9 protein-coding genes are annotated in these 12,294 nt (G+C 66.7%); 6 read left to right on the top strand and 3 right to left on the bottom strand.

The annotated features are described in order from the left end of the window. Positions 1–66: 66 nt before the first annotated feature. The gene (locus BO226_RS16375) at positions 67–1,482 is read left to right on the top strand and encodes an Hsp70 family protein (RefSeq protein ID WP_071935705.1); all 1,416 of its coding nucleotides are present in this window, start codon (positions 67–69) and stop codon (positions 1,480–1,482) included. Between the two features lie 9 nt (positions 1,483–1,491). Here BO226_RS16375 and BO226_RS16370 read toward each other — a convergent pair whose 3' ends face one another. Further along, positions 1,492–2,775, bottom strand: coding sequence for a YibE/F family protein (locus tag BO226_RS16370; protein WP_071935704.1), 1,284 nt, complete (start codon positions 2,773–2,775; stop codon positions 1,492–1,494). Between the two features lie 327 nt (positions 2,776–3,102). Then, positions 3,103–4,359, bottom strand: coding sequence for a pyridoxal phosphate-dependent aminotransferase (locus BO226_RS16365; RefSeq protein WP_071935703.1), 1,257 nt, complete (start codon positions 4,357–4,359; stop codon positions 3,103–3,105). Positions 4,360–4,525: 166 nt separating this feature from the next. Between BO226_RS16365 and BO226_RS16360 the strand changes: the two genes are divergently transcribed. The 4 genes from BO226_RS16360 to BO226_RS28170 all read left to right on the top strand — a co-directional run bounded on the left by BO226_RS16360 (position 4,526) and on the right by BO226_RS28170 (position 7,709). Beyond that, positions 4,526–4,729, top strand: coding sequence for a cold-shock protein (locus tag BO226_RS16360; RefSeq protein ID WP_006553044.1), 204 nt, complete (start codon positions 4,526–4,528; stop codon positions 4,727–4,729). A gap of 213 nt (positions 4,730–4,942) precedes the next feature. Next, positions 4,943–6,115 (top strand): alkane 1-monooxygenase, encoded by a 1,173-nt coding sequence (locus BO226_RS16355; RefSeq protein ID WP_071935702.1) that lies wholly within the window; start codon positions 4,943–4,945, stop codon positions 6,113–6,115. Beyond that, the gene (locus tag BO226_RS16350) at positions 6,102–6,665 is read left to right on the top strand and encodes a hypothetical protein (protein ID WP_198040563.1); all 564 of its coding nucleotides are present in this window, start codon (positions 6,102–6,104) and stop codon (positions 6,663–6,665) included. The genes BO226_RS16355 and BO226_RS16350 overlap by 14 nt, the downstream gene beginning before the upstream one ends. 600 nt (positions 6,666–7,265) lie before the next feature. Then, entirely contained in the window at positions 7,266–7,709 is a 444-nt protein-coding gene (locus BO226_RS28170; RefSeq protein WP_232237976.1) for a hypothetical protein, read from the top strand. 58 nt (positions 7,710–7,767) lie between these two features. On the opposite strand, the gene BO226_RS16340 is transcribed toward BO226_RS28170, so the two are convergent. After that, positions 7,768–10,956, bottom strand: a complete 3,189-nt coding sequence (locus BO226_RS16340; protein ID WP_071935701.1) for a (Fe-S)-binding protein — start codon at positions 10,954–10,956, stop codon at positions 7,768–7,770. 434 nt (positions 10,957–11,390) lie between these two features. Here BO226_RS16340 and BO226_RS16335 point away from each other — a divergent pair, with 434 nt between their 5' ends. Next, a complete protein-coding gene (locus BO226_RS16335; protein ID WP_024101930.1) occupies positions 11,391–12,071 on the top strand; it encodes a hypothetical protein in 681 nt (226 codons plus the stop codon). The last annotated feature ends 223 nt before the right edge of the window (positions 12,072–12,294 follow it).

Raw genomic sequence — 12,294 nt, 5'->3', positions numbered from 1 at the left:
TCGTCGGTGATTTCGGGCGCCGGGGGAAGCTGACGCGGCTGGCGCATCCAACGTCGAAGGCGGCTGATGAGTTCTATTCTCGGTGTGACCGTGGGGGAGAGCGCCGTTCGGGTGGTGCGGCCGGTGGATCGAACGACCCCGACGGCGGGGTTCCAGTTCCAGGTGGTCGAAACCGGTAAGGACGATCCGGCGCGGCTGGCGGCAGGCACCCTCGGGGTGCTCTTCCAGACCGGTGTGGCGGGCGATCCGATCGAGCGGGTGGGACTGGTCTATCGCGACCAGGCCCAGGGCGAGCGCCTGCGCGCGGCAATGGCCGTCGAGCACATCGACCGTTACCTGCTCGTCTCCGAACCCGAAGCCGCCGTCACCTATCTACAGGCCACCGGCGAGCTCGGCAGCAACACCGCCGTCTTCTACGACCTCGGCGACGCCGGGCTCACCGTCACCGTCGTCGACCTCGTCTCCCGCGAGGTGCTCGCCGAACGCACCGACAGCATCGGCGGCCGCGTCTTCGACAACGTGATCCGCGACCACCAGCTCGACACCAACGGTGTGTGGCGCCCCGACGACCCCGCCACCGACGACGAATTGTCGGCCCAGTGCCGCGAGGCCAAGGAGAAGCTCTCGCAGAGCGAGACCGTGGCCGTGCCGGGCGCGGCAGGGGTCGTGCTCATGTCGCGCGAGACCTTCGATCCGCTCATCGCGCAGTGCGTCGAGTCGTCGGCGCAATTCGTGCACCAGGTGATCTCCCGTGCCGGTCGCAACCCCGAGGCCGTGGTCCTGCTCGGCGGCGGCGCGCACATCCCGCTCGTGCAGGAGGTGCTGCGCTCCTGGCTCGGCCTGCCCCTGGTGGTGCCGCACGAGCCCGAACTCGTCCTCGCCAAGGGCGGGGCCCTGGCCGCCGCGCAACCGGCCACCTCGCAACCGGTGAGCACCCTCACGCGCATCGTGCCGGGTCAGCCCCCGTCGACGAGCGCCGACACCGAGCAGATCCCGGTCGTCGCCGCCGCGGCCGCTGCGCCCACGGCTGCCGCCAGCGGTGCGGAGTCCGCCGACGCGAAGAAGCCGTGGTGGTCGTCGCTGGCCGGTCGCGGTCCGTCGGTCAGCGGCAGGCAGATCTCCGGCGCCGGGATCGCGGGCACGGCTCTCGCGGTCGTCGCGGTCATCGGCGTGGCGCTGAGCACCGGCTTCACGAGTTCGTCGACCGACGAGACGAGCCCCACCCAGTCGTACATCCCGACGACCACCAACGCGCCGCGGCAGAACCCCGCGCCGGCGGTAGCGCCCACGCAGGTCACCACGACCACCACGGTCGAGCAGGAGCCGGCTCCGACCACCCATTCACCGCGCCCGGTTCCGCCGGCCCCCGAACCTCCGCCCGCTCCGGCTCCGACCATCCCGGGGCTGGGAGTGCCGGTCCCGACGCTGCCGCCGCTGCCGACGATCGAGCTGCCGCCGCTGCCGCAGATCCGGCTTCCCTGAGTCACCCGCTCACGCGCGTCGCGCGTGCCGGCCACCCGTCTGCTGTCCGGGGGCGTCGGTACGCGCGAGCACGGCGGCGATCGCCGTGGTGAGCGGCACCGACAACGTGAGCGCGATGCCGCCGACGCATGCGCGGACCAGCTCGATCGCCACGGCGTCGCTCGTGATCACATCGGTGATCGACCGCCCGGCCACCGAGAACAGCAGCAGGAGAGGCAGCGCGCCGCCCGCGTAGGCGAGGACGAGCGTGTAGACGGTGCTGGCGATGTGGTCGCGGCCCACGCGCATCGCCGCCGAGAAGATCTCACGACGTGACGACTCGGGATCGAGCCCGGCGAGTTCGAAGGCCGACGCCGCCTGCGTGATGGTGACGTCGTTGAGCACACCGAGCGAGCCGATGATGAATCCCGCCAGCAGTAGGCCCGAGATCGACACGTGCCCGATGTACAGCTGCACGTCGGTGTTCTGTTCCTCCGACAGACCGGTCAGATGTGTCATGCGGATCGCGACGTAGGACAGTAGGGCCGCGACGACCATCGAGGCGAGCGTGCCGAGCAGCGCCGAACTGGTCCTCAGATTCACACCGTGCGCCAGATACAGCACCGCGTAGAGGATCAGTGCACCGCCGATCAGTGCGACCGGCACGGCGGGTTTGCCGTCCAGGAGCGCCGGGAGCATGAACACCACCAGCACACCGAACGCGACCACCAGGCCGATCAGGGCCCGCAGACCGCGCCAGCGGGCGATCGCGACCACCACGACAGCGAACACCGCGACCACCAGCGCGAGCGGGAAGCCGCGGGCGTAGTCGTAGAAGGAGTACTGGGTGGCGCCCGCCGGATCGGTCTGGCGGACGAGACGGATCTCGTCGCCGGTCTGTAGATCGGGCTGACCCGGGCCGGGGATCACCTCGAGGAGGGTCCGGGCACCGTCGTCGGGACCGGATTCGATGGCGACGATGCTGCGTTCGCAGTCGAAGGCGTTGCTCGAGGGAGGGGACGGCTCACCGGTGAAGACGCGCCCGAAGGACGCGCTGCCGCACGGGCCGGTGTTCTGCTCGACGACCGTTCCGGCTTCGGTGACGACCGCGCCGCCGCTACTCGTCTGAAAGGGGGCGGGGATGTCCACGGCACGGCTGCTCGGCCATAACAGGGCGGTGCCGAAGAGCACCAGGAGACCGATCGCAGCCAGCAGGCCGACCACGATCTTCGCGGCGATGGGTCCGAGTGGGATGGGACTTTCGTCCTGCCCGTGGCCGTGTCCGTGGCCGAAATGGCCGTGTCCGTGATTCACCCGGACAGGCTAGCCAAGAGGCGAGATGGTTGGGGCTGGTGGTGGCGGGGAGCAGGGGGGGTGTCCCCGCCACCGTCACCTGATCTCGCACAGGGGGGATGGCGATCGATCAGGGAGCCCGGCACAGTGCGTAGTGCTTAGTGCCATAGCCAAATTACTGGTTCCGACCCGGGTTGGGGGAGGGGTTGGCATGTGTCGATGGTCACGAAGCCGACAAACTGTCCGTTCGGGTAGGTCGACCGTGCCTCCAAACAGGGACTTTGGTCCCGAAAGGCACAACATAACTGTTCGGCAACGATTGCCAGCCCGGGGTCGGAAGCCCTGTTCCTACTGTTTGTAGGAGGACAGGAAGTTACCGATCCGCTCGATCGCCACCGCCAGATCGCGTGCCCACGGCAGCGTGACGATGCGCAGATGGTCGTGGTTCGGCCAGTTGAAGCCCGTGCCCTGCGTGACGAGGATGCGCTCCTGCAGCAGCAGATCCTGCACGAGCTTCTCGTCGTCGTGGATGTCGTAGACCTCCGGATCCAGACGCGGGAAGGCGTAGAGCGCACCGCGCGGCTTCACGCAGCTCACGCCCGGGATGGCGTTGAGGCGCTCCCACGCGACGTCGCGCTGCTCGAGCAGGCGCCCACCGGGCCGTACCAGGTCCTCGATGCTCTGATAACCGCCGAGTGCCACCTGGATGGCGTGCTGGGCCGGCACATTGGGGCACAAGCGGGTCGAGGCGAGCAGGTCGACGCCCTCGAGGAAGCCCTCTGCGTGATCCTTCGGGCCCGTGATGACCATCCAGCCCGACCGGTAGCCGGCGACCCGGTACGCCTTCGACAGGCCGTTGTAGGTCAGGCAGAGCAGGTCGGGGGCCAGCGACGCGAGGGAGACGTGCTTCGAATCGTCGTACAGGATCTTGTCGTAGATCTCGTCGGCGAGCAGCAGCAACTGGTGCTTGCGGGCGAGGCGCACGATCCCCTCGAGCACCTCGTGCGAGTACACGGCGCCCGTCGGGTTGTTCGGGTTGATCACCACGATCGCCTTGGTGCGGTCGGTGATCCGGGACTCGATGTCGTCGAGGTCCGGGTTCCAGTCATTGGTCTCGTCGCACAGATAGTGCACGGGGGTGCCACCGGCGAGCGAGGTCATCGCCGTCCACAACGGATAGTCGGGTGCCGGGATGAGCACCTCGTCGCCGTCGTCGAGCAGGGCCTGCATCGTGATGGTGATGAGCTCGGAGACGCCGTTGCCCAGGTAGACATCGTTGATGTCGAACTTCGGGAAGCGCGGCACGAGCTCGTAGCGCGTGACGATCGCGCGACGGGCGGAGGCGATGCCCTTGGACTCCGAGTAGCCCTGCGCGTGGGGCAGCGCCGCGATCATGTCCTGCACGATCGTGTCGGGCGCCTCGAACCCGAACGGCGCGGGGTTGCCGATGTTGAGCTTGAGGATGCGATGCCCCTCGGCCTCGAGCCGCGCGGCGTGGGCGTGCACCGGCCCGCGGATCTCGTAGAGCACGTTCTGGAGCTTCGACGACTGCTCGAGCCGACGGCTGATGTGATGGTGAAGTTGGCCTTGCTCCTCGGTAGTCACGGGTTACATCGTGCCACCGTGCCGCAACAGGATTTCATCCGCGTTTTGCCGGTTGCGGTAACGAGTTGGGAAACAAGGCGCGACGAATGTCCGGATCAATGCGATGATCGAGGTCCATCTAGGCCTCACGTCGGGGTGACGTGGGGGAATGCAAGGAGCAAGTGGTATGGCGCAGGGCACTGTCAAGTGGTTCAACGCGGAAAAGGGCTTCGGCTTCATCGAGCAGGATGGTGGGGGAGCAGACGTTTTCGTCCATTACTCCGAGATCCAGGGTTCGGGCTTCAAGACCCTGGACGAGGGGGCACGAGTCGAGTTCGAGATCGGCCAGGGGCAGAAAGGCCCGCAGGCTCAGGGTGTGCGCGCCATCTAGGTCGCACTCTTTCGAGAATTCCGCGGTCGACGGCGTCGCACTTCCGGTGCGGCGCCGTCGTCGTGTGCTCTCCGTCACAGCCGGGAGGCGTAGGCCTACCCGTCGGTAAGTACTGCTTGTAAGGTATATCCGGTTCGTGGGGTAACAGTTTGTTTTCTCCGGTGCGGGGGGATTCGTACCGGACGGTTTTTCCTTCCTGGGGGATTGGTGTTTGTGGATTCGGCTACTCCTCGCAGTGCGACACACGATCGATGGACCGACCCCAAGAAACGCCTCTGGCTGTACGGACTCGTCGTCCCCCTGAGCCCCTTCATCGCCTACTTCCTCGTCGAATACCTCCACCTCGGCGTCTTTTGGGCCACCGGTGCACTGGTCATCGCCGTCGTCTGCCCGTTGGTCGACGCGTTCGCGAGGCTGGACACGAGCAATCCGCCCGAGAGCGTGATGCGGACGCTCGAGAACGACCGGTACTACCGCTACTGCACCTATCTCTATCTCCCACTGCAATACGCGGGCCTGACATTCGGGTGCTGGATGTGGGTGTCGCAGCCCATGGGCGGCGCCGAACGATTCGCGATGGCCGCCACACTCGGCATCGTCGGCGGTGTCGGCATCAACGCGGCGCACGAACTCGGACACAAGCGCACCACCCTCGAGCGGCGCCTCGCGAAGATCGCGCTCGCCCAGTCGTTCTACGGCCACTTCTACGTCGAACACAATCGTGGACACCACGCCCGTGTGGCGACCCCGGAGGACCCGGCCACCGCCCGCATGGGAGAGAGCTACTGGCGCTTCCTGCCCCGTTCGGTGTTCGGCAGCCTCCGTTCCGCGATCCGTTACGAGAAGGGCCGGCTCGAACGTCGCGGCACGTCGTTCTGGAATCTGCGGCACAACGACATCCTCAACGCATGGGCGCTGAGCGTCGTCCTCTACGCGGTGCTCATCGCGGTGTTCGGCTGGTCGATCGCCCCGTGGCTCGTCGTCCAGGCCGTCATGGCGATCATGTTCCTCGAAGGCGCCAACTATCTCGAGCACTACGGGCTGCTGCGCGAGAAGCGCCCGGACGGCAGCTACGAACGCGTGCAGCCCCAGCACAGCTGGAACAGCAACCACGTGTGCTCCAACCTGTTCCTCTACAACCTGCAACGGCACAGCGACCATCACGCCAATCCGCTGCGCCGCTACCAGACCCTGCGGTCGATGCCGCAGGCGCCGCAGCTACCCGCCGGTTACGCGGTATTGATCATCCTGGCTCTGTTCCCGCCGCTGTGGCGGCGCATCATGGACCCGCGACTGCTCGAGCACTACAGTCACGATTTCTCGCGAATCAATATTGAGCCTGAGAAACGAAATGCGATTCAGGCACGATACGGTGGTCGCAGTTAGGCGCCGTGTCGGGGAGACCGGCGACGGTTTCCCGCTCTCGTCGGCCCAACGCGGGATCTGGTTCGCCCAGCATCTGCTCGGCGACATTCCACTGACCATCGCCCAGTACGTCGACGTCCGAGGCGAATTCGATCCCGAGATCTTCGCCGACGCCGGCGCCGCCACCGCCCGCTTCTTCGGCAACCCGCTCAACATGTGGGGTCCGTTCGACGACCTCACCTGGGTCGCCCACGATCCCTACGTCAACGCCGAGAAACTGCGCGGCACCACCTTGTACCTGTCGTCGCGCACCGGCCTGCCCGGCCGCTACGACAATCTCGAATCCGAGTGGATCAAGGACGAGGAAGACCTCGCCGACGTGGTCATCAAGGGCGGACTCATCGAAGCCGCAGCGGCCGACTGCACCCGACGCATGGCGACGCGCCTCGACGAACTGGGCATCCCCGCCACCATCGACATCCACGATGACGGCACCCACAACTGGGGCTACTGGCAGGACGACCTGCACAACTCGTGGCCCGTCCTCGGTCCCGCGATCGGCGCGTCCTGACGGTTCATCCACAGGCGGTCGGTTCATCCACAGATCCGGCCGATTCGTCCTCGTAGGCACCTGCGGCCCGGGGCGACGGGCGATGCTAGGCGCCATGGGGGAGTTGATTCTGCGGCGCGAGGCAAATGCGCGCGGCGTCACCGATGCGGAGATCCGACGTCTGGTGCGGAACGGAACGTGGACTCGGCTCGCGTCGGGAGTCTTCGTCCAGTCCGACCAATATGCGGGGGCCGACGATCACGCTCGACATGCTCTTCGGGCACGGGCGTTCATCGCCAATGCAGGACCGACCTCGGCGCTGAGCCACGTATCGGCCGCGGTGCTGCACGGGCTCGACGTCTGGCAGATCCCACTCGACGATGTGCACCTCACCCGCAACGCGCCGAGTGGAGCGCGGAGGACACCCGGCCGCGCCATGCACGCGGCGCTCTTCCGTGAGGCGGACGTCGTGGATCGGAGGGGTGCGCGGGTGCTGTCGGTCGCACGGACGATCACGGATGTGGCCGCAACGGTGCCGGTGGAGCAGGCCGTCGTACTTGCCGACAGTGCGCTGCGAGCGGGGCTGGTTGCCTCCGACGAGCTGACCGTTCCGTGGAACGGATGGGGAGTCATCCCCGCATCGCGCACGCGCGTCGTGCCGTGCAGCTGTCGAGCGGGTGCAGCGACAGCGCCGGCGAGTCGCGGAGCAGGGTTCTGTTCGTCCGTGAGCAGATCCCGATGCCGCTCACGCAGGTGGACGTCTTCTGCGCCGACGGCAGGTGGCTCGCTCGCGTCGACTTCCTGTGGCCGGAGCACGGTGTGATCGGCGAGTTCGACGGTCGGATCAAGTACCGCCGCGACGGGGTCGCGACCACCGCCGCCGAGGACGTGGTCTACCGCGAGAAGCTGCGGGAGGACGCACTGCGTCACGCGGAGTGGACGGTGGTGCGGTGGACGTGGCAGGACCTCGGGACCCGCGGCGCCGTCGCAACGAAGGTGCGGGAGGCGTTCGCACGGGCGGCGCGGGGGAGCGGGCCGACGGGGAGGTACGCAACAAAGAAGTAAGGCTCGCAACGCCAGCAGTCACTGCCAGCGTTGCGAGCCTCAACCTCGCGTTGCGTACCTACTTGCGGCCAGGTGCCTTCGCGCCGGGCTTGAAGCCGAGCGCGCCCGGCTTCGCCTTCGGTGCCTCGACCTCCGGCTTCGCCGCGGTCGCGGGCGCCTCGGGCTCAGCCGGAGCCTCGGCGACCGGCTCGGGTTCCGGCGTCGGCTCCGCCTTCGCCGGAGCGGCAGGCGCAGCCTTCTTCGCGCCCGGACCCTTCAGACCGCTCTTGAGCTGCAGTCCGCCCGGCTTCGCCTTCGGGATCACCGACTCCTTCGGCTGCTCCGCAGCAGGCGCCTCGGCCGTAGACGACTCCGCCGCGGGAGCCTCGGCAACAGGTGCCTCCTCGGCAGGTGCAGCCGGAGCTGCGGACGCCGCCGGAGCCGCCTTCTTGGCGCCCGGTCCCTTCAGGCCGCTCTTGAGCTGCAGTCCGCCCGGCTTCGCCTTCGGCACCGCGGGTGCTTCGGCAGCGGGAGCGTCCGACGACTCGGCAGGAGCGGCGGGAGCAGCAGGTGCGGCCGGCTTCGCAGCGCCCGGGGCCTTCGCGCCCGGTGCCTTGAGACCGCCCTTCATCTGCAGCCCGCCCGGCTTCGCCTTCGGCGCTGCCGGTGCCTCGGTCTCAGGAGCAGAAGAAGCCTCGGACGACGCGGCCGGTGCGGCCGGCGCCGCAGCCTTCTTCGCGCCCGGGCCCTTCAGACCGCCCTTCATCTGCAGGCCGCCCGGCTTAGCCTTCGGCGCTGCCGGTGCCTCGGCAGCTTCGGCAGCAGGAGCCTTCGCGCCCCCGGGAGCCTTCGGTCCGCCCGGAGCCTTCAGACCGCCCTTCATCTGCAGGCCGCCGGCCTTCGGGACACCGGTGGTCTTCGGAGCAGCCGGCGCTGCCGCTGCCGCCTCGACCTCCTCGACGCGCTCCTTCTCGACCTCTTCCGCGGTCTCCTCGACCTCGACCGGAGTCTTCGGCTGCTGGACCACCTTGAGGTTGTCGCTGAGCTTCGCAGCCTCGATGCGAGAGATCGACTCGAGCATGAGCTGCGCAACGTCGATGACCTCGACGCCCTCGCCCTTGCCCTCTTCCTGACGCGCCGTCACACCGTCGGTGAGCATGACGCGGCAGAACGGGCAGCCCGTCGCGATCTTGGCGGGATTCGTGGTGAGCGCTTCGTCGACACGGTCGATGTTGATGCGCTTACCGATCTTCTCCTCCATCCACATGCGGGCACCACCGGCACCACAGCACATGGACCGCTCGCCGTGACGCGGCATCTCGACGAGCTTCGCGCCCGACGCCGCCATCAGCTCACGCGGAGCGTTGTAGACCTTGTTGTGCCGTCCGAGGAAGCACGGGTCGTGGTAGGTCACGTCCTGGCCGACGGCCTTGACCTGGACCAGCTTCTTCGCCCGCACCAGACGGTTGAGCAGCTGCGTGTGGTGGACGACCTCGTAGCTGCCACCCACCTGCGGGTACTCGTTGTTCAGCGCGTTGAAGCAGTGCGCACACGTCACGACGATCTTGCGCTTGCTCTGCTCGACGCCCTCGAACACACCGTTGAGGACCTCGATGTTCTGCTGCGCCAACTGCTGGAACAGGAACTCGTTGCCCGCGCGGCGAGCGGAGTCGCCGGTGCAAGTCTCCTCGGCGCCGAGGACCATGAACTTCACGCCGGCGGTCGCGAGGAGCTCGGCGACGGCCTTCGTGGTCTTCTTGGCGCGGTCCTCGTAGGCACCGGCACAGCCGACCCAGAAGAGGTACTCGTAGCCGTCGAAGCTATCGGCATCCTGGCCGAAGACCGGGATGTCGAACTCCATCTCGTTGATCCAGTTGAGACGGTCCTTGGCGTTCTGCCCCCAGGGGTTGCCCTTGTTCTCGAGGTTCTTGAACAGACCCGCGAGCTCGGACGGGAAGTCCGACTCGATGAGCACCTGGTAGCGACGCATGTCGATGATGTGGTCGACGTGCTCGATGTCCACCGGGCACTGCTCGACGCACGCACCACAGTTGGTGCACGACCACAGGGTCTCGGTGTCGATGACGGGAGCGAGCTCGCCTGCTTCCAGCAGTCCCTCGGTCTCGCCGACGAGCTTGCGACCCGACTCCTCGCGAGCCGACGCCGGGATCTTCGCCAGCTTGGCCTCGTCCGGGTTGCCCTCGGCGTCGACCAGGCCGACCTCGTCGCCACCGAGATCGGTGCGACCACCCGCGAGCAGGTAGGGAGCCTTGGCGTAACCGTGGTCGCGCAGCGACGTGATGAGCAGCTTCGGCGACAGCGGCTTACCGGTGTTCCAGGCGGGGCACTGCGACTGGCAACGACCGCACTCGGTGCAGGTCGTGAAGTCCAGCCAGCCCTTCCACGTGAAGTCCTCGATGCGGCCGGCACCGAAGGTGTCCTTGTCCGGATCGGCGTCTTCCATGTCGACGGGCTTGCCGCCGGACATCATCTGACGTGCGGCACCGAGGGCGGGACCGCCGTCGTCCTCACGCTTGAAATAGATGTTGAAGAAGGCCGAGAAGCGGTGCCATGCGACACCCCACGTGATGTTGCGGCCGACGATGTAGAGCCACACCATACCCGACATGAGCTTGATGAACGCGAAGACCGACACGAGTTCGGGGCTCTCCGGAAGGATCCGGGCGACCTGCATCGTGAAGAAGTCGGTGTAGGCGTTGTGGTGGTGGTAGGTGGCGATCTTGCCGGCCTTCACCAGGATCATGCCCAGGCCCTCGAGCAGTACGACCGCTTCGACGAAGTAGGCGGCCTTGAAGTTCGAGCCGCTGAAGCGCGACATCCGACCGGGCTGACGTGGATGATTGCGCTGGCGGATGTAGATCAGCGTCAGGATGCCGATCACCGTGCCGAGGCCGAGGATCTCGTCGATGAAGTGATAGACGACGGTGTCACCGATGAGGGGCCAGTGGAAGCTCGGGTCGAACGTCTGGCCGTAGGCCTCGAACCAGACGATCGCGCCGAGCATGAAGCCGACCATCACCAGCCAGTGCGCCCAGCCGACGGTCCGGAACTTGACCATCTTCGTGTGCGCGAGGAATTCGACGACCATCTGCTTGAAGCGCGGGAAGAACGGCCGCCAGCGGTCCGGGGCCGGCTGGCCGACCCGGATCGTGTTGACCATCTTCAATGCGCCGCTGATGAACGCGAACCAACACACGAGGCTCAGCAGCACGCCGATCGTGCCCAACGTAATCGTCAGGGCATTCATACGTGGCCTTTCGTGTCGGGGGCGGCGTCGTGCCGCCTGGTATGAGTCACCGCATCGTAACGCAAGCTAAGTTACCCACCGGTAACTTGGTCTGAACTGGAGTTACCCGCCAGTAGCAAAATCTGCGTCGAATCGGAGACCGTGTGCCCGGACACGCTAGAGGTCAAACGCGATACCGCCGTCGCGCAGGATGTCCTAACTCGCCCGAAACGAGGCGTATGTCACACGGAGGTCACGACACGCTCTACCGGCCACGATGCGGTGTCCATTCGGACAAAGGGGTATAACGCTCCGGATGTGATGTCGGTTATGATTTGCCCGGTACGTGGGGTTCGCACGTGGGATGTACACGTCGGGGGACCTAGAACTCCAGGTCGATACAGCAGAATGGGGGCGTCTTAACAGGCGTGCGCCATGTCACAGAACGGAAAAGTATGAAGCTGAAGAAGCTTGCCGCTGTGGCGACGATGACGATCGCCGCCATGGGCATCACAGCCGGTACCTCGCACGCGGCGCCCGCTGCGCAGGACGAGATCAACTACGAGTCCAAGATCGAGGGCGACTCGGTGGTCACCGTCATCGACGCAGGCGAGTTCCAGGTCTCCGGTGACGGCGAGAGCGTCGAACTTCAGGACAACGCCGGCAACACTGTTCTCAGCCTGCCCCTGGCCATCCAGCTCGGCGATCTGCAGCTCCCCTTCGAGCGTCAGATCAGCGAGGACGGCAAGACCCTCACGCTGACCCCGGTCACCGACCTGTCGAAGGCCACCCCCGTCGCCCCTGAGGACAAGGTCGGCGCGAGCCTCACGCCGGTCGCCCTGAAGCTGACCGATGTCGCTTCGCCGGACGAGAACCTGAAGGCTCAGCAGAACTTCGCGTCGCAGCTAGGTATCGCGACGGCGGTCGGCGGCCTGGCCGGAACCATCATCGGCGCCGTGGTGGGCGGTCTCGGCCTGCTCGGCGGCCCTGTGGGCCTGGCTTCGATCCCGCTGGGTGCCGGTATCGGCGGCGTCATCGGCACTATTGTCGCCGGTGGTCCGACGTTGATCATTGCAGGCATCGGTCTCATCCAGACCCTTGCCGCGCCCCCGGGCACCACGGTCTACGCCAACTGATTCCAGTCGGCTAGGCATTCGAACTCGAACGGCCGCTGTAAGGACGAGCTCCTTACAGCGGCCGTTCTCTGTCCGGGCGTCGGAACGCGCACAGAAAAGCCCTGTCCGGAAGTACGGACAGGGCTTTCAGCTCGAATCGGGTGTCTTTAGATGGACCCGATGAGTCGGCTGCCGTGGCGGATGATGTCCCAGACATAGCCAAGGATGTCGAAGCCGAGTTCGA

Source organism: Rhodococcus sp. 2G (assembly GCF_001886355.1).
GTDB classification, from domain to species: domain Bacteria; phylum Actinomycetota; class Actinomycetes; order Mycobacteriales; family Mycobacteriaceae; genus Rhodococcus; species Rhodococcus pyridinivorans.
This window is presented reverse-complemented; position numbering and strand designations above follow the sequence as displayed.

Bases quoted from the DNA above. Each gene is read 5' to 3' on its own strand.
- BO226_RS16335 (WP_024101930.1), top strand. From the start codon at position 11,391: ATGAAGCTGAAGAAGCTTGCCGCTGTGGCGACGATGACGATCGCCGCC.
- BO226_RS16375 (WP_071935705.1), top strand. From the start codon at position 67: ATGAGTTCTATTCTCGGTGTGACCGTGGGGGAGAGCGCCGTTCGGGTG.
- BO226_RS28170 (WP_232237976.1), top strand. From the start codon at position 7,266: ATGGGGAGTCATCCCCGCATCGCGCACGCGCGTCGTGCCGTGCAGCTG.
- BO226_RS16360 (WP_006553044.1), top strand. From the start codon at position 4,526: ATGGCGCAGGGCACTGTCAAGTGGTTCAACGCGGAAAAGGGCTTCGGC.
- BO226_RS16340 (WP_071935701.1), bottom strand. From the start codon at position 10,956: ATGAATGCCCTGACGATTACGTTGGGCACGATCGGCGTGCTGCTGAGC.